General features: G+C 57.1%; 20 protein-coding genes. 19 read left to right on the top strand and 1 reads right to left on the bottom strand.

The window, feature by feature from the left end; translation table 11 throughout:
* The 4 genes from AACS18_RS03195 to oxyR all read left to right on the top strand — a co-directional run.
* Positions 1 to 767, top strand: a 767-nt coding sequence (locus AACS18_RS03195; protein WP_108613676.1) for an MBL fold metallo-hydrolase, incomplete at its 5' end; no start/stop codon positions are given.
* A 74-nt stretch (positions 768 to 841) separates the two neighbouring features.
* On the top strand, positions 842 to 1,486 hold the full coding sequence (locus AACS18_RS03190; RefSeq protein ID WP_108613675.1) for a DsbA family protein: 645 nt from the start codon (positions 842 to 844) through the stop codon (positions 1,484 to 1,486).
* Positions 1,487 to 1,658: 172 nt separating this feature from the next.
* Positions 1,659 to 3,299, top strand: a complete 1,641-nt coding sequence (locus AACS18_RS03185; RefSeq protein WP_108613674.1) for a methyl-accepting chemotaxis protein — start codon at positions 1,659 to 1,661, stop codon at positions 3,297 to 3,299.
* A 156-nt stretch (positions 3,300 to 3,455) separates the two neighbouring features.
* Positions 3,456 to 4,355 (top strand): DNA-binding transcriptional regulator OxyR, encoded by a 900-nt coding sequence (gene oxyR / locus AACS18_RS03180; protein WP_108613673.1) that lies wholly within the window; start codon positions 3,456 to 3,458, stop codon positions 4,353 to 4,355.
* Positions 4,356 to 4,404: 49 nt separating this feature from the next.
* Here oxyR and AACS18_RS03175 read toward each other — a convergent pair whose 3' ends face one another.
* Complete coding sequence (locus tag AACS18_RS03175) at positions 4,405 to 6,876, bottom strand: penicillin-binding protein 1A (RefSeq protein WP_108613672.1); 2,472 nt, start codon at positions 6,874 to 6,876, stop codon at positions 4,405 to 4,407.
* Positions 6,877 to 7,176: 300 nt separating this feature from the next.
* On the opposite strand from AACS18_RS03175, the gene tapM reads away from it, so the two are divergent.
* The 15 genes from tapM (at position 7,177) to AACS18_RS03100 (ending at position 21,489) form a co-directional block, all read left to right on the top strand.
* Positions 7,177 to 8,238 carry a PilM family type IVa pilus assembly protein TapM gene (gene tapM / locus AACS18_RS03170; protein WP_042082638.1) on the top strand — a complete coding sequence of 354 codons (1,062 nt, stop codon included), beginning with the start codon at positions 7,177 to 7,179 and terminating at the stop codon, positions 8,236 to 8,238.
* The gene (tapN, locus tag AACS18_RS03165; protein WP_005353997.1) at positions 8,226 to 8,804 is read left to right on the top strand and encodes a PilN family type IV pilus biogenesis protein TapN; all 579 of its coding nucleotides are present in this window, start codon (positions 8,226 to 8,228) and stop codon (positions 8,802 to 8,804) included. The genes tapM and tapN overlap by 13 nt, the downstream gene beginning before the upstream one ends.
* Complete coding sequence (tapO, locus tag AACS18_RS03160) at positions 8,801 to 9,400, top strand: PilO family type IV pilus biogenesis protein TapO (protein WP_076491265.1); 600 nt, start codon at positions 8,801 to 8,803, stop codon at positions 9,398 to 9,400. The genes tapN and tapO overlap by 4 nt, the downstream gene beginning before the upstream one ends.
* Entirely contained in the window at positions 9,397 to 9,930 is a 534-nt protein-coding gene (locus AACS18_RS03155) for a pilus assembly protein PilP (RefSeq protein ID WP_108613671.1), read from the top strand. The genes tapO and AACS18_RS03155 overlap by 4 nt, the downstream gene beginning before the upstream one ends.
* Before the next feature lie 16 nt (positions 9,931 to 9,946).
* Complete coding sequence (pilQ, locus tag AACS18_RS03150) at positions 9,947 to 12,172, top strand: type IV pilus secretin PilQ family protein (protein ID WP_108613670.1); 2,226 nt, start codon at positions 9,947 to 9,949, stop codon at positions 12,170 to 12,172.
* Positions 12,173 to 12,363: 191 nt separating this feature from the next.
* Positions 12,364 to 12,882, top strand: coding sequence for a shikimate kinase AroK (aroK, locus tag AACS18_RS03145; RefSeq protein ID WP_005335014.1), 519 nt, complete (start codon positions 12,364 to 12,366; stop codon positions 12,880 to 12,882).
* A 14-nt stretch (positions 12,883 to 12,896) separates the two neighbouring features.
* Positions 12,897 to 13,979, top strand: a complete 1,083-nt coding sequence (aroB, locus tag AACS18_RS03140; RefSeq protein WP_005335012.1) for a 3-dehydroquinate synthase — start codon at positions 12,897 to 12,899, stop codon at positions 13,977 to 13,979.
* Complete coding sequence (locus AACS18_RS03135; protein ID WP_108613669.1) at positions 13,969 to 15,549, top strand: SPOR domain-containing protein; 1,581 nt, start codon at positions 13,969 to 13,971, stop codon at positions 15,547 to 15,549. The genes aroB and AACS18_RS03135 overlap by 11 nt, the downstream gene beginning before the upstream one ends.
* A gap of 70 nt (positions 15,550 to 15,619) precedes the next feature.
* Positions 15,620 to 16,492 (top strand): Dam family site-specific DNA-(adenine-N6)-methyltransferase, encoded by an 873-nt coding sequence (locus tag AACS18_RS03130; RefSeq protein WP_005335008.1) that lies wholly within the window; start codon positions 15,620 to 15,622, stop codon positions 16,490 to 16,492.
* A 189-nt stretch (positions 16,493 to 16,681) separates the two neighbouring features.
* A complete protein-coding gene (gene rpe / locus AACS18_RS03125; RefSeq protein WP_005335006.1) occupies positions 16,682 to 17,356 on the top strand; it encodes a ribulose-phosphate 3-epimerase in 675 nt (224 codons plus the stop codon).
* Positions 17,343 to 18,011: a phosphoglycolate phosphatase gene (locus AACS18_RS03120; RefSeq protein ID WP_042082626.1), complete on the top strand. Its 669-nt coding sequence runs from the start codon at positions 17,343 to 17,345 to the stop codon at positions 18,009 to 18,011. Before rpe ends, AACS18_RS03120 begins: the two co-directional genes overlap by 14 nt.
* Before the next feature lie 42 nt (positions 18,012 to 18,053).
* Positions 18,054 to 19,058, top strand: a complete 1,005-nt coding sequence (trpS, locus tag AACS18_RS03115; protein ID WP_108613668.1) for a tryptophan--tRNA ligase — start codon at positions 18,054 to 18,056, stop codon at positions 19,056 to 19,058.
* A 118-nt stretch (positions 19,059 to 19,176) separates the two neighbouring features.
* A complete protein-coding gene (locus tag AACS18_RS03110) occupies positions 19,177 to 19,392 on the top strand; it encodes a hypothetical protein (RefSeq protein ID WP_005334997.1) in 216 nt (71 codons plus the stop codon).
* A 21-nt stretch (positions 19,393 to 19,413) separates the two neighbouring features.
* The gene (locus tag AACS18_RS03105; protein ID WP_108613667.1) at positions 19,414 to 19,995 is read left to right on the top strand and encodes an aminodeoxychorismate synthase component II; all 582 of its coding nucleotides are present in this window, start codon (positions 19,414 to 19,416) and stop codon (positions 19,993 to 19,995) included.
* A gap of 276 nt (positions 19,996 to 20,271) precedes the next feature.
* Entirely contained in the window at positions 20,272 to 21,489 is a 1,218-nt protein-coding gene (locus AACS18_RS03100) for an aspartate aminotransferase family protein (RefSeq protein ID WP_040066904.1), read from the top strand.
* The last annotated feature ends 23 nt before the right edge of the window (positions 21,490 to 21,512 follow it).

The following is a 21,512-nucleotide window of genomic DNA, read 5'->3' as shown; positions in this document are numbered from 1 at the left end:
CTGGCGAGAAGGCGATCTTCCCGGTCTCCTCCTCACTGGTGACCGGTGACAAAGAGGCCATCCTGATCGATGCCCAATTCGATGTGCAAAATGGTCAGGCACTGGTCGACATGATCAAGAAGAGCGGCAAGAAGCTGACCACTGTCTATATCAGTGCCGGTGACCCCGACTTCTACTTCGGTCTGGAGCCTGTCATGGCGGCGTTCCCGGATGTCAAAGTGCTGGCCGATCAGCACGTGGTTGACCATATCAACCAGACCAAGGATGCCAAGCTGAGCTACTGGAGCCCGATCCTCGGCAAGGGGGCACCGAAGAGCCTGACCGTGCCGCAAGTGATGACCGCCAGCCACCTGACGCTGGATGGCGAGAAGATTGAAATCAAAGAGATGAATACCCCTAATGCCTACCTCTGGGCCCCTTCCATCAAGACTGCTTTTGGTGGTGTGCCGGTCTACCACGGGGTGCATGTCTGGATGGCGGATAGCCAGACCAAGGCGGCCCGCAGTAACTGGGTCAAGGCGCTGGATAACCTGCTGGCCCTGAAACCCGAGCGTGTGGTACCGGGCCACTTCCTGGGCACTGCTCCCAAAGGCACTGCTGCTGTGACCTTTACCCGTGACTATGTAGAGCGTTTCGAACAGGAGCTGGCCAAGGCGAAAAACTCCGGTGAGCTGATTGAGGCTCTGAAGAAGGCCTACCCGGCACTGCCGGTTGACGATGGTCTGGCCATCGGTGCCAAGGTCAATACCGGCGAGATGAAGTGGTAAGCCACTGAGCCTGCTCTCCCTGTGTTTTTTACCGGGCCTAAGGGCCCGGTTTTTTATCCGAGATTGAAGCGAGAATGAAGATGAGCGAACAACAAACCACCCTCCATTATGTCTATGACCCGCTCTGTGGCTGGTGCTATGGTGCCGCCCCCCTGTTGCAGGCGGCAGCCACCATTGACGGACTCAAGATCGAGCTGCATGCGGGCGGTCTCTGGCTGGGTAGCCGCCGTCAGCCAATGGGCGAGGCATTGCGTGATTATGTGCGCCCCCATGATCAGCGGATCGAGGCGCTGACCGGCCAGCATTTTGGCGAACGCTACTTTAACGAACTGCTGCTGCGCGAAGGGTGTCTGCTGGACTCCGAGCCGCCGATCCGTGCGGTTTTGGCCGTCACGGCCTTGGGGGGCGATGGGCTGGTCATGTTGCACCGGATCCAGCAATCCCACTATCGGGACGGGATCTGGATTGGTGAGCCTGCGTTTCTTGCCACGCTGGCGGCAGAGCAGGGGATTGCAGCCGAGGCATTCCAGCAAGCTTATCTGCAGGCCCCCTTGCTGCAACATCTGGCAGATAGCCAGGGCTGGATGAAACGGCTGGGCGGTCAGGGTTATCCCACCCTTGGGTTGATGCACAACGGTAAGGTGAGTGCTGTGCGAGTGGCTGACTTTTTGGGCGATCCTGCCGGGTTGCGTCAACATCTTCTTGAGTTGATGGAATAGTTATTAGAATGTGAACGGATAAGGTCTCTTTAGAAGTGGAGTGAACGGGCCGATATTCCTGTATGCAGAAGCGATATGAAAGCCTTCGACTTTCTGCTTGCAGACTATGCTCTATGTGACCATTCCCGGCGGATGTGGCGGGAGTGCAGACCCATTTAAAGGAAGCCCCCATATGTTCAAAAACATGTCTATCGGCCAGAAACTGAGTGCCGGATTCGCCATCCTGGCGCTGCTGGTGCTGGGCTTGGCCTGGTTTTCAAGTAGCCAGCTGGCACGCCTTTTCCATGATTCAGAGACCATTACCGACAACCTGCTGCCGTCAACCCGCTATGCCAGCCAGATGCATGTCGCCATTCTGGATGCGCGGCGCTCAGAGTTGGCCCAGGTCATTGGAGGCCTGAACAAAGATGCCCAAGAAGTAAGCGAGCGTACGCAGACTTTTAACAAGGCCAAGCAGGAATTCGAGCAAGCTGCACAGAAATATGGTGCATTGGAATTTAGTACTGCCGAGGACAAGCAGGTTTATGAGCAGGTAGTTGCGGCGGGGGCCAAGTATTTTGCGGTACATGAAGAGCTGCTGAGCGCCTTGGCTGCTGGCGATCTGGAACGTGTCAAAAGTCTGCGCAAAAACGAAACTAGGGCTGCACTGGAGGAGGTGGGAGCAAAATCCTACCGCTTGCGGGAAATCAATAACGAGGTTGCGGCCCAGATGACCAAGGATGTCGAGGCTCTTTATAACAACGCCAGAACCATGAGCATCATCGTCAGTCTGGTGACGCTGGGTTTTGTGGTGGCCATTGCCTGGCTGCTGACTGGTCAGATCCGCAATCCGGTGATGGCGTTGCTGGAACAGACCCGTCGGGTCTCCTCCGGTGATCTCACCTCCCGTATCGATATGCAGCAGTTCAACAACGATGAACTAGGAACCCTTGCCAAAGGGTTTGGTGAAATGCAGACCAATCTGCGCACACTGGTGAGTGAAGTGTCGGGCTCAGTGGTGCAACTGAGTTCCGCCGCAGAGGAGATAAGCTCGGTGGCTCGCCAGTCAGCCAACAATATGAATGCTCAGCAACATGAGCTGAACCAGCTGGCAACGGCGATGAACGAGATGCAGGCTACGGTGCAGGAGGTCTCGCGCAATACCAGCGATGCGGCCAGTGCCGCTACCTCGGCCAGTGAAACGGCAGAAATTGGGGCCAAGACAGTAAACGATTCCATCCAGCGTATCGAGCGGGTTGCCGGTGCTATCGAGAGCACCGCCGAGGTGATCCGCCAACTGGGCGATGACAGCCGCAATATCGGCATGGTGCTGGAAGTGATCCGCGGCATTGCCGAACAGACCAACCTGCTGGCATTGAACGCGGCGATTGAAGCGGCCCGTGCCGGTGAGCAGGGGCGGGGGTTTGCGGTGGTGGCCGATGAGGTGCGCACTCTGGCCAAGCGCACCCAGGACTCCACTTCCCAGATCAATACCATCATTGCCGAGTTGCAGCAGCGTGCCGAACAGGCGGGCAGTACCATGCAACAGAGTCAGGAGCTGATGAATACCACGGTTGCTACCGCGCGGGAAGCAGGCGAGTCTATCTCCCAGATCAGTGGCTCGGTCAGCAGCATCTCCCACATGAACATTCAGATTGCGACCGCCACCGAAGAGCAGGGGGCGGTGAGCGAGGAGCTCAACCGTAACGTGGTCAATATCAGCCATGCTTCCGAAGAGGTCGCTTCTGGTGCCACCCAGATGGCTCAGGCGTGCAACGAGTTGAACCACCTGGCTACCCAACTGCAGGATATGGTGCGCCGTTTCAGGGTGTAATCCATCGGCGAGTCAAACAGCCCGATTACCGCAAGGTGATCGGGCTTTTCTGTTTTGAAGGGGAAGCCAGAGAGGATCACTGCGAGTGGATGACTTGTCCCGCCGGACGATATTGTGCATGCTGATGGCCCATTTTCCAGGCAGGACTCTTGCTGTATGAATCTTCGCGATCTCGAATATCTGGTGGCGCTGGATGAGGAAAAACATTTTCGCAAAGCCGCTGAACGCTGCTTTGTCAGTCAACCCACCCTGAGCGGCCAGCTGCGCAAGCTGGAGGATGAACTCGGGGTCATTCTGATCGAACGTACCTCGCGCAAGGTGCTGTTTACTCCGGCTGGCGATGCCATGGCCCATCAGGCGCGTCGGGTGCTCAAGGAGGTGCGTGAGCTCAAGAGCATCGGCCAGCACTTTTCCGAGCCGATGTCCGGGGAGATCCATATCGGTTTTATTCCGACCGTGGGCCCCTACCTGTTGCCCCGCATTATCCAGACCCTGCGTGAGCGTTTTCCCCAGCTGGAGTTTTACCTCTATGAGGAGCAGACCCAAACCCTGCTCAAACGGCTGGAAGAGGGGGAGCTGGATTGCGTCATTCTGGCCGAGATGCCGGGGATGGAGGGGTTTGGTTCAATCCAGCTCTACCACGAGCCGATGTGGCTGGCGGTGCCTTGCCATCACCCCGAAGCACAGGCCAGACAGGTGCCACTCGGTAATCTCAAGGGCAAGAAATTGCTGATGCTGGCCGATGGCCACTGTTTGCGGGATCAGGCGATGGGCTTCTGTTTCGCTGGCGGGATAGGTGAGGATCAACGCTTCAAGGGGACCAGTCTCGAGACGCTGCGCAACATGGTGGCCGCCGGTAGCGGCATGACCCTGGTGCCAAAGTTGGCCGTACCTGCCGATCATGATGAGGGAGGGGTGAGCTATCGACCTGTGGTTGACCCTGTGCCGGGGCGTACCATCTCGCTGCTATATCGCCACTACTCGGTGCGTCGCCCCTGTTTCAATGAGCTGGCCGCCTCGATTGCCACGCTGATGAGCAAGCTGTTGGCCCAATAAAAAAACCGGCAGCTAAGGCTGCCGGTTTTGCTTCTGCCGCGAGAGCAGCTTAGAAGATATCGTCGGTTGAGACAGGCCCTTCTACATCGGGGTTGTCACCGCCGTAGACCTGATTGCCATCCGAGCTCGGTGCTGCGTAGCGGGTCGGCTCGGTCCCTTCCTTGAAGTATTCGTCGGTTCCGCCACTGGTTGCCAGCAGGCCGGTTTCGCTATCAATCTTCACCGTCATGATCCCCTCGGGAACCGGCATCTTGTGCTCCGGCAGCTTTTTGAGGGCGACTTTCATGAAGTCGATCCAGATAGGCTGCGCGGCGCCACCGCCAAATTCGGCACGGCCAAGGCCACGCTGGTGGTTGTCAAAACCGATCCATGAGGTAGCAACGATGTCCGGGGTGTAGCCGGAGAACCAGGCATCCCGCGATTCGTTGGTGGTACCGGTTTTACCGGAGATGTCGTGACGTTTCAGGTCGCGGGCTGCACGCCAGCCTGTACCACGCCAGCCGTTGCCACCCCAGATGGCTGTGCTCAGGGTGTCGGTGATCAGGAACGCACTCTGGGCACTGATGGTATGCGGGGCGATGATTGGCGCGAGAGGGGTCTGCGTGCCATCTTGTGCGGCTCCATCAACAATTGGCTCCGGCAGTGTGCTCTGCTCGGGCGCGGCCTGCTGTTCGCAGGTGGTGCACGCAATAGCAGGATTGGCCTGATAGAGGGTGTTCTCCAGACTGTCGGTCACTTTGTCAATGAAGTATGGGGTTACCAGGAAGCCACCGTTGGCCAGAACCGAGTAACCACGCACTACCTCGAGGGGGGTGAATTCGGCAGCGCCCAGCGCCAGCGACTCATGGGGAGAAATGAAGTCACGGGGGAAGCCAAAGCGGGTCAGACCGTCGATATAGGTATCCAGACCGATGGCGCGCATCAGTCGAACCGACATCACGTTCTTGGACTTGGCCAGTCCCAGACGCAGCGGGGTGGGGCCATCATAAACGGCCGGGGAGTTCTTGGGCTGCCACATGGGCCCTTTTGACGGATCCCACTGGTTGATCGGCGCATCGTTGATGAGCGATGCCAGGGTATAGCCGTGCTCCAGCGCGGTCGCATAGAGGAAAGGCTTGATATTGGAGCCGATCTGACGACGAGCCTGATCGACCCGGTTGAATTTGGAGAGTTCGAAGCTGAAGCCGCCAACCAGTGCTTCCAGCGCGCCATTTTTCGGGTTCATGGCAACCAGCGCGGCGTTGACGTCCGGGATTTGGGCCAGCAGCAACTCTTCGCCTTCTTCCCGCACCCAGATCTGGGCGCCGACTTTCAGCACATCGCGCGCCGATTTCGGGGCATAGCTCTGACGGTCGTCGGTAATAAAGGATCGAGCCCATTTGATGCCATTCCAGCCGAGCTCTGCTTCCTTGCCATTTTTCAGTACCAGCGTGGCGCTGCGATCACCGAGCTTGGTCACGACTGCCGCCATCAGCGGATCATAAGTGGGCTGCTTGCCAAGGTGAGCGACGATCTGCTCGTAATCCCAGGCTGTCTCGCCAGCTTTCCACAACAGAGCTGTCGGGCCGCGATAGCCGTGGCGCATATCATAGGCAAAAACGCCATCCAGCAGCGCCTGTCTGGCTGCCCGTTGACGTTCGGCAGAGACGGTCGTGTAGACGTGCAGGCCCATGGTGTAAGTATCTTCACCGAACTGCTCGACCATCTTCTGGCGCACCATTTCACCGAGATAAGGGGCGTGCAGGGTCACTTCGGCGCCGTGAAAACGGGCCTTGATCGGCATCTTGGACGCTTCGTCAAACTGGGCCTGGGTGATCTTGCCCGTTTCCAGCATCCGGCCCAGTACCACGTTGCGGCGAGCAAAGGCGCGCTCGGGGGAGCGGATGGGGTTGAGCATGGAGGGGGCTTTCGGCAGACCGGCAATGATGGCGATCTCGTCCAGTCCCAGATCCTTGACCTCTTTACCAAAGTAAACCTGTGCCGCAGCACCGATCCCGAAGGAGCGATAACCGAGGGGGATTTTGTTGAGGTAGAGTTCGAGGATCTCGTCTTTTGAGAGATTCTGCTCGATCCGCCAGGCCAGGAAGACCTCCTTGATCTTGCGGATGATGGTCTTCTCATTGCTCAGGAAGAAGTTGCGGGCAACCTGCTGGGTGATGGTACTGGCCCCCTGACGGGCATGACCGGAGACAGCCCATACAGATGCGGCTCGAATGATGCCAATCGGGTCAATGCCCGGATGCTCATAGAAACGTGCATCTTCGGTCGCCAGTACGGCATCGATCATGGGTTGCGGAATTTCGTCCAGACGCAACGGAATGCGACGAATTTCGCCATATTGGGCGATCAACTCCCCATCCCGGCTGTAAACCCGCATCGGGGTTGCCAGCTTGACGTCACGCAGCGCGGTGACATCGGGCAGTTGGGGTTTGATATAGAAGTAGATACCGATGAGGCTGGCAACACCCAGCACAGCACCCAGCATCATGACAATAAACAGGCGAACGAGCCATTTCAGCATGGAAGAACTACCAATCGTCTTAAAATTAGCCAACGGGCGCAGAGTATAGCCCTTTTGCCATCGGGAATTCGAGGTTTTCCTGTGGCGAGCCACCCACCTCAAAGGATGCGAGAGGTTAGCACTACGGGGAACAATAACCAAGGAGGGCCACTTGCCACGAAGAAAGCGAGATGGGTCACTTTTCGGTATAAACTTTATGACATTGATAGTTAGAGCATTTAGGATGAGTAAAGCACTCCTCTGATTCGGGTGTCCTACACTCTGTTCAGGAATAAAACCAAATAACGCATGGATGTGTATATGTTTGGGCTTTTTAACAAGGGATCCCTCCTCCCTCTGGTGGGCATTGATTTCGGCAGCCAGACCATCAAGGCCGTTACCCTCAGTGGCCGACCCGGCAAGCTTCATCTCGAATCTGTCGCCGATATTGCCACCCCGAAAGGGACGCTGGTTGACTATCAATTGCAGGATATCGAGCGCGTCAGCCAATCTCTCAAGACCCTCAAGCGCCTGATCCCAGCTCACAGCGACTATGCCGCCACTGCGGTGACCGGCTCCAACGTGATAACCAAGGTGATCCAGATTGATGCCCGCCTCAGCGACAAGGAGCTTGAGAGTCAGGTGCAGCTGGAGGCCGAGCAGATCATTCCCTTCCCCCTCGATGAAGTGAGCCTCGACTTTGAGGTGCTGAGCACTAACAACAGTGAAGATCGTCAGGATGTGCTGCTGAGTGCAGCCCGCACCGAGAGTGTCAACGGCCGGGTCAGCGCCCTTGCCGAAGCCGGTATTGCCGTCAAGGTGGTGGATGTGGGCGCCCACGCGCTGGGCCGTGCTGTGGTGGCCTGTCTGCCCGAATTGCAGGAGAGTGAGCGACCGATCGGGGTGATCGACATCGGTGCCAGTGCCATGACCTTTGCGGCGCTGGTCAAGGGAGAGGTGATCTACTCCCGCTTGCAAAACTTCGGCGGCGATCAATACAGCCAGGCGCTCTCCTCCTTTTATGGCATGACGCTCGATGAGGCAGAGCAGGCTAAAACCAAAGGTACCTTGCCAGTTGACCATGAGCTGGATGTGCTGATGCCCCACATCAACTCGCTGCTGCAGCAAGTGCGGCGCAATATCCAGCTGTTTTGCAGTTCATCCGGTTATCGCGACATCGCAAAACTGGTGCTGACGGGGGGAGGCAGTCTGCTACCCGGTTTGTTGGTACAGGTAAAAGAAGAGGTCAATTGCGAGGTGTTGCACCCGGATCTGTTCGCCCTGTTTGGCAAACCGAAAGGGGAGGCCGAGCTGGTACATGGTGCTAAATATATGACGGCATTCGGGTTGGCTCTGAGGAGTTTCACACCATGTCAAATATAAACCTTCTACCCTGGCGTGAAGCCCGGGCCCAGCGCCAAAAGAAACAGTTCGGGGCCTTGCTGGGGATTTTTGTGCTGGCCACGGTCGCACTGGGATTTTTTGCCAACTGGTTGGTTGATCGCCAGATCGTCGCCCAGCAGCAGCGCAACCAGCGGCTGGTTCAGGAGATGACTATTCTCGATGCCCAGCTGGGGGAGATCCGTCTGCTCAAAGAGCGTCGCAAGGAACTGATCGATCGGATGCAGCTCATCGAACAGTTGCAGATGCGCCGCAATGTGCCCGTCCGCCTCTTCAATCAGCTGCCATCACTGGTGCCCAACGGGGTTTACCTGAACACCCTCTCGATGCAGAACAATATTATTGATGTAAATGGCAAGACCGAAGCCTATGGTCGGGTGGCCAGCATGATGCGGCGGATTGATGGTTCCGGTTGGTTGGGTCAGGCAAAGATAAGCACTATTTTTGCGGCTGATGTTGCGCCAGTGTCATTGAGCCAGTTTTCAATGATGTTCCTGATCGCCAACAATGCTGCGGCTGCAGGGAATGTGGCCAAGGAGCAACAATGAACCTTCAGCAACTCAATGAGTTGGATATCAATGACATAGCAAGCTGGCCAAAATGGGCAAAAGGGGTCTTCATCTTTTTCTGCTGCGTGTTGACCGGCGGCGCCATCTACTACTACGTGATTGCCAACTCACTGACCAGTTTGACTCAGGAAGCGGGGAAAGAGACCGAACTGAAAGCCCAGTTTGAAAGCAAGGCGATGCTGGCTGCCAACCTGGGGGCATACAAGGCGCAAATGGTTCAGCTTGAGCAACTGGTTGATACCCAGCTCAAGCAGTTGCCCAATACCCATGAGGTCGCCGGTCTGCTGGACGATATCAGCTTTATTGCTACCGACAACGGCTTGAAATTGAACCGGATCAACTGGGAACCCGAGGTAAAGCACGAGTTTTCAACCGAGCTACCAATGCGTATCGAAGTCGTGGGCACTTACCATGAAATTGGCAAGTTTACCGCTGACATGGCCGCTTTGCCCCGTATCGTCATCCTTGACTCCTTCACTCTGGGTCAGGGCAAGGATGAAGGGGAGTTGATTTCGATGTCGATGCTGGCCAAGACCTACAAGTACAACGGTAAAACAGTGGAGCCGAAACAATGAGACGCATCTGCTGGTTATTGCCTGCCCTCTTGCTGGCGGCGTGTGGTGGTCAGGAGGACATGGATAGCTATGTCGCCCAGACCAAAGCAAGGCCACCCATACCTATCGAGCCCTTGCCCGAGCTGAAGCCTTTTGCCCCTATGCACTACCAGCAACGCGAGTTGCGCAGCCCCTTCATGGTTCCCCAGCCTGAGGCGACGGTCGGAAGTACAAGCACTGCCATGGCCCAGCCGGATTGTGCTCAGACCCTGATGGCTCGTGAGAAAGAGGTGCTGGAAAATTATTCGCTGGCCAGTCTGTCGATGCATGGTTCTTTGGGTAAGGCGGGTCAGTTGTGGGCCTTGATCAGCACCCCGGATGGCAAATCGATGCGGGTCGGGCTCAACCAGTATATGGGGCTTGATCAGGGGCGGGTCATCAAGATCACAGACACTACAGTGGATTTGCTGGAAACCATTCCGGACGGGAAGGGGTGCTGGGTAACAAGAGAAACCCAGTTGGCGATGGCCAATGTGCAAGAAAAACAATAATCAGGGACGAACAGCAATGAGAACAACAATAGAGAGTGTATCCAAAGTGGCTTTGCTGTTTTGCGCCAGCGCCCTCAGTCAGGCGTGGGCAGTGGCAACCCTGCAGGAGATCAAGGTCAATCCGCTGCTTGCCGATCAATTGCTGGTGGAGCTCAGTTTCAGTGAGCTGGTCACGGGCTTTACCGATCGTCTCTCTTACCAACCCAATCAGCTGTTGTTGCATGTTCCCGGTGCGGTAGGGGCACTGAAAGTGAACCCGCTGCCGATCCAGCGCCTGGGGGTAGATAATATCAAGGTTGAGGGTAAGGGCGCAGGTCTGGATATCAAGATCGCACTCGATCAGCTTGCTCCCTATCAGGTGCAGCAACAGGGGAACAAATTACTGGTGTCATTGGGCGAGGGGGCTTCTTCTGGGCTCATCAATGGTGAGAGAGCCCTGATTGCACCGGCAACCTCGGCTACTCCTGTGCCAGCGCCCTCTGCGATGGTGGCCACACCCTCTCCTTCGGCGCTGCTCAATCCTCAGGTCGTTGCCCGGTCTATGCCTGTTGCGCCCGTGACAACGCCGGTAGCCACACAGCCTGCCAGCAAGCCGGTGCTCAACAACTATCAAAGCAGTGGGGGCGGCGCCTATTTCAACTCGGTTACCGGTGTGGATTTTCGTCGTGGCAAGGATGGCCAGGGGGAGTTTCTGGTCACGCTGGATAACAGCTCGGCCGCCGTCGATGTGAGCAGCCGAGGCCAGACCGTACTGGCCAAGTTTCATGGTACTCGGGTGCCGGATGGTTTGCTTAATCTGATCAATGTGCAGGATTTTGCAACGCCGGTCTCTCAGGTTGAAGTCTCCCGGCAGGGGAGCGATACCCTGTTTGAACTGTCGATCAATGGTCAGTTTGATTACCGTTACGATCAGGCAGACAAGCTCTTCATTATCGAGGTGAAAAAGCGGACGACGGCCACGGCATCCAAGCAGTATCAGGGCAAGCCAATTTCATTGAACTTCCAGGATATTCCGGTCCGTACCGTGCTGCAGCTGATCGCTGATTTCAACAATCTCAACCTGGTAACCACAGATTCGGTAGCAGGCAATATTACCTTGCGTCTGGATGGGGTGCCGTGGGAGCAGGCGCTCGACATTATTTTGAAGGTGCGGGGTCTGGATAAGCGGCTGGATAACAACATCTTGCTGGTAGCGCCTGCAGAAGAGATCGCAACACGCGAGAAGCAACAGCTGGAGAGCCGAAATCAGGTTGCCGATTTGGCTCCGCTCTATACCGAGTATCTGCAGATAAACTATGCCAAGGCCTCGGAAGTGGCTGCCCTGCTCTCTTCCGAAAGTACCAAGTTGCTGTCACCCCGTGGTGCGGTGAGCGTGGACGAGCGAACCAACGTGCTGGTGGTCAAGGATACCGCCGATGTCATCAGCAGCATCAAACGGATGCTCGATATTCTCGATATTCCGGTCAAGCAGGTGGTTATCGAGGCGCGGATGGTGACCATTGATGACGGCTTTGATGAAGCGCTCGGGGTGCGTTGGGGGGTGACCAAAAACGATGGTCATGGCAACAGTACGTCCGGCTCCATCGAGGGGAATGATGGCTCTGGTAACAACAATGGTGGCTCGACAATTACCAGACCGACAGCAGACGATCGGTTGAACGTCAATCTGCCGGTGACCAATGCGGCCGGTACTTTGGCCTTCCAGGTTGCCCGTTTGGCTGATGGCACCTTGCTGGATCTCGAGTTGTCGGCGCTGGAAAAAGAGAGCAAGGCCGAGATTATCGCTAGTCCGCGGGTGACCACTGCGAACCAGAAACCGGCATTGATCGAGCAGGGTACCGAGATCCCCTATGTGGAGTCCTCTTCCAGTGGCGCTACCTCGGTTACCTTTAAGAAGGCGGTATTGAGCCTGAAGGTTACCCCGCAGATCACCCCTGACAATCGGGTGATTCTCGACCTGACCGTGACCCAGGATACCAAGGGTGAAACGGTACCGACCGGTACCGGTGATGCGGTTTCCATCAACGCCCAGTCCATCACCACTCAGGTGTTGGTGAACAATGGCGAGACTCTGGTACTGGGCGGCATCTATCAGCAGACCATCAAGAGCGATGTGACCAAGGTGCCGCTGCTGGGTGACATTCCCGGATTGGGGGCTTTGTTCCGCAAGACCACCAGCGAGAACAAAAAGCGGGAGTTGCTGATTTTCGTGACGCCCAAGATAGTCACCGACGCCTTCTGAATGCTTTACATGTGAAGGTAAAACACATATAACCTTACGCCCCAATGAGGCTGGGGCGTAAGGGCTGCGGTTGCCAGTCCCGATATCTATTGAGATAATCCCCCTCCTGATCCATCGCAAGATAAGGTTCATAGGTACCCCGATCCAGTATTTATCGGGGTCGTACAGTTTGTAATTACTAACGAAAAGACATGGCTGAGAAACGCAATATTTTCCTGATAGGTCCCATGGGTGCGGGCAAGAGCACCATAGGTAGACATCTGGCAGAACAACTGCATATGGAGTTTTTCGACTCAGATCATGAGATTGAGCGCCGCAGTGGTGCCGATATCGGCTGGGTGTTCGATGTTGAAGGCGAAGAAGGTTTCCGGATTCGCGAAGAGAAGGTGATCGGCGAATTGTCAGAGCAGCAGGGTATCGTGCTGGCGACGGGTGGCGGTGCCATCAAGAGTCGCGAAACCCGCAACAAGTTGTCTGCTCGTGGCATCGTGGTCTACCTCGAAACCACTATCGAAAAGCAGCTGGCGCGCACACAGCGAGACAAACGCCGCCCTCTGCTACAGACCGAAGAACCGGCACGCGAAGTGCTGGAACGTCTGGCACAAGAGCGCAATGCCCTGTATGAAGAGGTTGCCGACTTTGTTGTGCACACCGATGACCAGAGCGCAAAAATCGTTGCCAATCAAATTGTAAAGCTGATCGGTATGTAATCTAGAGGACGTCCATGGAACGGTTGAAGGTCGAACTGGGTGAACGCAGCTATCCCATCGAGATAGCTGCAGGGTTGTTGCAGCGCCCCGAGGCGCTGGTATCGACCATCAAGGGCAAGCGGGTGATGATAGTGACCAACACGGTCGTTGCTCCGCTTTATCTTGAACAGGTAACCGCTCTGTTGTCGGGTTTTCAGGTTGAACACCTGATCCTGCCTGACGGCGAGGCGTACAAGAGCCTGGCGACCTTTGAGCAGATCATGTCTGCTCTGCTTGAAACCAACCATGGGCGTGATACGACACTGATCGCTCTGGGGGGCGGCGTGATCGGGGATGTGGTGGGCTTTGCGGCAGCAAGCTATCAACGTGGCATTCCTTTTATCCAGATCCCGACCACCCTGCTCTCCCAGGTTGACTCCTCTGTCGGCGGTAAAACCGCTGTCAACCACCCCCTCGGCAAGAACATGATTGGGGCTTTTTATCAGCCCAAACAAGTTGTTATCGATACCGAATGTCTGAGTACCTTGCCCGCCCGCGAATTTGCCGCAGGGATGGCCGAGGTGATCAAGTACGGCATCATTTGGGATGCTGATTTCTTCAGCTGGCTGGAGCAGAACATGGTGCGTCTGCAACAGCTGGAACCTGCCGCGCTGGCCTACGCCATCAAACGCTGCTGCGAGATCAAAGCCGATGTGGTCGGTCAGGATGAGACCGAGCACGGCGTCCGTGCGCTGCTCAATCTGGGTCACACCTTTGGTCATGCCATCGAGGCCGAGCAGGGGTATGGCAACTGGCTGCATGGTGAGGCAGTGTCCGCCGGCACCATGCTGGCTGCCTGGACTGCGCAGGCCCGTGGCGATATGAGCGAAGCGGACGTTGCGCGAGTGCGCGCTCTGCTGCTGGCCGCCAATTTGCCCATTCATGCGCCTGCCGAGATGGATTTCGCCGCCTTTATTCGCCATATGCGCCGTGACAAGAAGGTGCTGGAAGGCAAGTTGCGTCTGGTGTTGCCGGTTGGCATCGGCCATGCGCAGGTGGTGGGGGATGTGTCCGATGCCGAGTTGCTGGCGGTGATCGAGTCTGGTCGTGACGAATAAACTGCTAAAACTTCCTTCCCAGCGGCAGCTGGTTGACCGGCTGCTGCATCTGATTGAATTCAATCACCCTTTCATTTTTCTCTCCGGTAAACCCGGTTGTGGTCGCGGTACCCTGTGCGAATCCCTGCTCGGCGTGTTGCCGGAAAAAGTGCGGGTGGTAAGCCTGATTGGTACGCCTGCCATGAAGATGGTGGATGTACGCCAGCTGTTGCTGCCACAGGTGGTGGCGCGCCCGCTGTTCAATCCACAGGATGCGCTGGCAGAGAGCTTCTTTCGCATGCTGGAGGGGAGCAAGCCTGCCACCCTGCTGCTGCTGATAGAGCGGGCTGATCAGTTGCCAGCCGAATTGCTGGGAGAGTTGTGGGCGATCATCCGTCATAACGATACCCTGGCGGCGCCCCATCAGCTGGCCATTATCGTCTCGGGCAGTGACGTCTGGTGTCGTACCCAACGGTCGCAGCTCAAAGGGCGAGCCATGCCAGCCCTTGAGCTGGAAGTGCCGCCACTGAGCCCGCCCGAGCAGCGCATCTTCTTGTATGAGAAAGCCAAAGAGCTCAAGATCCCGGCGACCCTCTTGCCCAAGCCGCAAGTGGAGGAGATCCTGAAAACGGCGAACGGACATCCGTCCACCATCATGCAGTTACTGGAGGATATCATGACCGACAGAAGGCCCAAGAAGCGTCAGGCGGAGTTGCCTGTCAAGAAGATTGCCACAGCTATCGCGCTGGTCGCTGGCGGCCTGCTGGCGTTGAGCTACCTGCTGCCTGCGCTGTTTGACAATGAAAGCAAACCGGCACTGCAGGATCCGGCACAGAACACGGCATTGCCGATCCCGGTAGCGGGAGGCGATCCCCTCACCGCTGGCGGTTCGAATACCGATGCCGCTGCACAAGGCGCGCAAAACAGCGATGCAGCCAGCAATCCCAATGGGGTTGTGAAAGATTGGCTGCCGGAGGCGAAAGTGCTGCCCAAATCGGTGGAGAGCGAAACCGTGACCACCGAATCAACCAATTACGAAGGGCGTCGGGTGGTGATCTCTGACGAGGTCGTGCAAAAGCTGATGACCGAACCCAAGGTGAGCGGCGCTCTGCCTACTGACGTGGTGGACGAGCTGACCGGCAAGAACCCGAGTGGCACAGCCCCCAGTGGTGCCATCGCAACCACGGCGCCAGCCAGCACCAGCAAGGTACAGGGCCCGGTGACAACCGCAACGCCTGCTGCTGCCACCAAAACCGCCAGCAACGAGCCGGTTGCCGCGCCAGCACCCAAGGTGGCCCTGACACCGGTCGCCACCTTGAACAAGAAGCCGCGCAACCACTACAGCGTTCAGCTGATGGGGGCGAGCAACACCAAGGCGGTGGATCAATTTGTTGCCGAGCATGGTCTGGCGGGCAAGGTCTGGGTCTATCAGACCAAATTCCGTGGCAGCCCCTGGTATGTGGTGCTGCAAGGGGATTATGCCGGTCTGACCCAGGCCAAGAGTGCCATTCGCAAGCTTCCGCCAGCCTTGCTGAAAGGCCAGCCCTGGCCCAAGTCGTTTGCACAGGTACAAAAAGAGCTGAAGCAATAGCCTTGATACCGGATAAGGGGGTAGAATCGTCCCCCTTTTTGGGTCTTGCCTTCTTACACACCGGATTTCCATGAAAAAAACACGCGCTTTTTTAAAATGGGCCGGGGGAAAATACTCCCTGGTTGAAGAGATTGCCGAGCGCCTGCCGGCCGGGCGTGTGTTGCTGGAGCCCTTCGTCGGGGCCGGGTCTGTGTTTCTCAACACCGACTACGACGCGTATGTGCTCAACGACATCAATCCGGATCTGATCTGCCTGTACAACCACCTCAAGCTGACACCGGACAGTTTCATTGCCGAGGCGCGCAAGCTGTTTGTGGCAGAGCACAACCACAAGGCGGCCTATTACCGGCTGCGTACCCAGTTCAATCAGACCGAGACCACCTTCGAGCGGGCACTCTTGTTCCTGTTTCTCAACCGTCACGGTTTCAACGGACTGTGCCGCTACAACAAGAAGGGCGGCTTCAACGTGCCGTTCGGTTCCTACAAGAAACCCTATTTCCCGGAAAAAGAGCTGTGGGCCTTTGCCGAAAAGGCGCAGAAGGCGACCTTTATCTGCGAGAGCTACGCCGACGCCATCAAGCGGGCCGAAGAGGATTGGGTTATCTATTGTGATCCACCCTATGCGCCGCTCTCCACTACCGCCAGCTTTACCACCTATGCCTCCGGCGGTTTTACCCTGGATGATCAGGCGATCCTGGCGCGACTGGCCCGCCACACAGCCGCTCACAAAGGGGTGCCGGTGCTGATCAGCAACCACGATATCGAGCTGACTCGTGAGCTTTATCGCGGTGCCCGCCTCGACGAGATCCTGGTCAAGCGCACCATTAGCCGCAACGGCGGCACTCGCAACAAGGTGGCCGAGTTGTTGGCGCTCTATCCGCCCGGTATCGAGCCGGAGCAGGGCTACTATCCCAGCGACAGTGAACTGCTGCCGCTGACGTAACAGACCATGCGGCGCCCAGGGGCGCCGTTTTTTATGGGCGAGTCCGCGCCTGTACCTATGCCCCAAAACCTAGGTGGCTGGGGGAGAGGAGGCGATTGCCCCATTTACCCCGCATTCGAGTCGTTTTCGCCCGCCTTTTACGTTAAAATTGCGCCGCTTTTTCTCCCTGGCTGCCAATGGATGATGCTGATGAAAGACTTTCTGATTGCCCCCTCGATCCTCTCTGCCGATTTTGCCCGTCTGGGTGACGATGTAGCCAAGGTACTGGCTGCCGGTGCCGACGTGGTTCACTTCGACGTGATGGACAACCACTATGTCCCCAACCTGACCATTGGCCCCATGGTCTGTCAGGCGCTGCGTGACTACGGTATCGAGGCCCCCATCGACGTGCACCTGATGGTCAAGCCGGTGGATCGCATCATTCCCGATTTTGCCAAGGCCGGTGCTTCCCTCATCACCTTCCATCCGGAAGCGTCCGATCACGTTGATCGCTCTTTGGGCCTCATCAAGGAGATGGGCTGCCAGGCGGGTCTGGTGCTGAATCCTGCTACCTCGCTCTCCTGCCTCGAGTATGTGATGGACAAGTTGGACGTGATCCTGCTGATGTCGGTCAACCCGGGCTTCGGTGGCCAGAGCTTTATCCCCGGCACCCTTGACAAGCTGCGTCAGGTGCGTCGTCTGATCGACGAGAGCGGCCGCGATATCCGCCTCGAGATCGATGGCGGGGTGAAGGTCGATAACATTCGCGAGATCGCCGAAGCCGGCGCCGACATGTTTGTCGCCGGCTCTGCTATTTTCAGCCAGCCTGACTATAAAGCGGTGATCGACAAGATGCGTGCGGAGCTGGCTCATGTCACACGCTGAGCGCGCATTTGATTTGGTGCTGTTCGATCTGGACGGCACCCTGATTGACAGCGCCGCCCAACTGGCGCTGGCGGTCAATCTGACTCTGGCAGACCTCGGTCTGGCGCAGGCCGATGAAGCGGTGATCCGTACCTGGGTCGGCAACGGAGCCGACAAGCTGATCCAGCGGGCGCTCGCCTATCGCGAGGCCGATCCCGAGCTGTTTGCCAAGGCCAGACCGATTTTTTTCCAGCACTACAACGCATGCCTGCTGCAAGGGCTGGCTATGTATGACGGGGTGGCACAGAGTCTGCGCCGTCTGCAAAGCCTAGGCTACAAGCAGGCGATCGTCACCAACAAGCCGAGCGATTTCGTGGCCCCTATCCTCGATGCCCTCGGCATCAGCGATTGTTTCGAACTCTGGCTTGGTGGCAACTGCGTGCCGGTCAAGAAGCCGAGCCCGGAGCCCTTGCTGCACGCCTGCCAGGAGTTGGGGGTGAGCCCGGCTCGCACCCTGATGGTGGGCGACTCAGAAAATGACGTGCTGGCGGCCAAGGCGGCTGGCATGAAGGTGGTGGGTCTTACATACGGCTACAACTATGGCCGCCCCATCGCCGACTCCCATCCAGACTGGGTATTCGAGCAGTTTGCCCAGCTCGATGCACTTTTGGTCTAATAGCGCAGCTGGGCTGGCTGAATAACAAGGATTAACACTCTCATGACTAAACCAATCGTATTGAGCGGAGCGCAACCCTCCGGTCAACTGACCATCGGCAACTACATGGGGGCCCTGCGTCAGTGGGTCAACATGCAGGATGAGTTCGACTGCCTCTACTGCATCGTCGACCTGCACGCCATCACCACTCGTCAGGACCCGGCTGCCCTGCGCAAGGCTTGTCTGGACGCAGCCGCCCTCTATCTGGCGGTCGGTATCGATCCCAAGAAGAGCACCGTCTTCATCCAGTCTCACGTGCCGCAGCACGCTGAGCTGGGCTGGATCCTCAACTGCTATACCCAGATGGGTGAGCTGTCGCGCATGACCCAGTTCAAGGACAAGTCCGCCCGTTTCGAGAACAACGTCAACGTCGGCCTGTTCGGTTATCCGGTGCTGATGGCCGCTGATATTCTGCTCTATCAGGCCAATCAGGTACCGGTCGGCAACGACCAGAAGCAGCATCTGGAGCTGACCCGCGACATCTGCACCCGTTTCAACAACCTCTATGGTGAGGTGTTCACCATGCCGGAGCCCTTCATTCCGACCGAAGGGGCACGGGTGATGAGCCTGCAGGATCCGACCAAGAAGATGTCCAAGTCTGATGACAACGAGGCTAACTTCATCGGCCTGCTGGAAGATCCCAAGCAGATCGTCAAGAAGATCAAGCGTGCGGTGACCGACTCCGACGAGCCGGCGGTGGTGCGTTTCGACCCGGAAAACAAACCGGGTGTCTCCAACCTGCTGACCCTGATTTCTGGCGTGACCGGCCGCTCCATCCCCGAGCTGGAGCAGCACTTCGAAGGCAAGATGTACGGTCACCTCAAGACCGAAACCGCCGAAGCCGTGGTTGCGTTGCTGGAACCGATCCAGGCCCGTTTCCATGAGTTGCGTCAGGATGAGGCCCATCTGATCGCGATTCTGGCAGAAGGGGCACAAAAGGCGCGCGAAAGAGCTGAAAAAACCCTGACCAGCGTATATGATGTAGTCGGCTTCGTTCCTCGAGCCTGACATACTGGGAAGGTGTAGTAGAAGAGAGCTGGGTATTTGCCTGGCTTTCTTTATTTTCTGCCCGGCTATTTTGTTTAATTTCTTTATTTCAACCTGGGTAATATCCCCAAGAGAAAGCATGCCTGTTCAACCAACTATTTCTGCTGAAGAGCTGAGTGACAAAGGTCACTGGCTACGTAAATTTCGCAAGGCGAAAAACCTCAATACCCTGCAGTTGATGGTCTCCAATGCCATCGACAAGCACCATAAAACCCCTGCCGTTGCTGCCGCCATCTATCTGGCCGAGTGTCAGCGTGAACGGGAAATGGAACAGGGTCGTTATCTCGATCGTTAATTCTCCGCTGTTGGTTATCTCATGTTGTTGTTGATCGATAACTACGACTCTTTTACCTGGAACCTGGTGCAATATTTCGGCGCCCTGGGACAAGAGGTTGTGGTCAAGCGCAATGATGAATTGACGCTTGATGCCATAGCGCAGCTCTCCCCCCGTTTTCTGGTGATCTCTCCCGGTCCCTGTACGCCCAATGAGGCAGGGATCTCTCTCGATGCCATCAGCTACTTCGCTGGCAAGCTGCCCATTCTCGGCGTCTGTCTCGGTCATCAGTCGCTAGCGCAGGCCTTCGGCGCCCGCGTAGTGCGTGCCCGGCAGGTAATGCACGGCAAAACCTCGCTCATCCGCCATCGCAATGAGGGGGTGTTCAAGGGGCTCAACAACCCGCTGCGGGTGACCCGTTACCACTCGCTGGTGGTGGAGCGCGACACGCTGCCCGACTGCTTCGAGATCACCGCCTGGAGCGAGCATGCCGATGGCTCGTTTGACGAGATCATGGGGCTGCGCCACAAGACGCTCCCTGTCGAGGGTGTTCAGTTCCATCCGGAGAGCATTTTGAGCGAGCAGGGCCATCAGTTGCTGGCCAACTTTCTGGCGCGTTCATAAAAAGTTGTGATCGCCTTCTCAAGTTCGAGAGAAGGCAAAAAAAATTTCCCTGACACTTTATTCACCCCCTCTCCTGCCCAAATTATCTCTTGCCAAGCCCCCCTGAGTCGTTATGCAATGCGGTTGCCTAAAATCTCAAGAGCAATCGAACATTGTTCCTTATAGGCCGTCTTGTTACAGACATTTTACTTTATTTCTGTGATAATCCCGTCACGTTTACACGGATTTAACTTTTGGGCGGTGGATTATTCTGTCGCCGAATCGAAGGAGAGCTATATGTCAGAGTTGTTGGCAGTGACACGTGAAGTGTTTGATGAAGTGATGGTTCCCAACTATGCGCCCGCCAAGATCATCCCGGTGCGTGGTGAAGGGTCACGTGTCTGGGATCAGGAAGGGCGCGAGTATGTCGACTTCGCCGGTGGCATCGCCGTCAACGGTTTGGGTCACTGTCATCCCAAGCTGGTCGAGGCCCTGAAAACCCAGGGCGAGAAGCTGTGGCACCTCTCCAATGTCATGACCAACGAGCCGGCCCTGCGTCTGGCCAAGAAGCTGGTCGCCGCCACCTTCGCCGACAAGGTCTACTTCTGCAACTCCGGCGCCGAAGCGAACGAAGCGGCCCTCAAGCTTGCTCGCCGCTATGCCATCGAGAAGTTTGGCGAGCAGAAGACCCAGATCATCGCCTTCAATCAGGGCTTCCACGGTCGTACCTTCTTTACCGTCAGCGTCGGCGGTCAGGCAGCCTACTCCGATGGCTTCGGTCCCAAGCCCGGTGACATTACCCATGTTCCCTACAACGATCTGGCGGCGCTGGCCGAGGTGATCTCCGACAACACCTGCGCCGTGGTGATGGAGCCGCTGCAAGGGGAGGGGGGCATCATTCGTCCTACCGACGAGTTTGCCAAAGGGGTACGCGAGCTGTGTGACAAACACAATGCCCTGCTGGTGTATGACGAAGTGCAGTCCGGCGTCGGCCGGACCGGTGATCTCTATGCCTATATGGGTCTGGGCGTCACGCCGGACATCCTCACCAGCGCCAAGGCGCTGGGGGGCGGTTTCCCCATCGGCGCCATGCTGACCACCGACGAGATTGCTTCTTACCTGAAAGTGGGCACTCACGGCTCTACCTACGGCGGCAACCCGCTGGCCTGTGCGGTCGCCGAGGCGGTGATCGATGTGATCAACACTCCGGAGGTGCTGGCAGGCATCAAACAGCGTGAACAGCTGTTCCGCGATGGCCTTGAAGCCATCAATGCCAAATACCACTGCTTTAGCGAGATCCGCGGCAAGGGTCTGCTGCTGGGCGCCGCCCTGAGCGATGCCTACAAGGGGCGTTCCCGTGACTTCCTGCTGGCCTCCATCGATCAGGGGCTGATGGCACTGGTGGCTGGTACCAACGTGGTTCGTTTTGCCCCTTCACTGGTGATCCCGGAAGCGGACATCAAGGAAGGGTTGGCCCGCTTCGAGAAGGCGGTTGCCCAGGTGGTTAACGCCTGATTCCAAATTGAGGTGGGGAGCTC

The organism is Aeromonas sp. HMWF015 (assembly GCF_963878965.1).
In the GTDB taxonomy this organism is placed as follows: domain Bacteria; phylum Pseudomonadota; class Gammaproteobacteria; order Enterobacterales; family Aeromonadaceae; genus Aeromonas; species Aeromonas veronii.
Note: the sequence above shows the minus strand (reverse complement) of the source record. Positions and strands in the feature narration are given on the sequence as shown.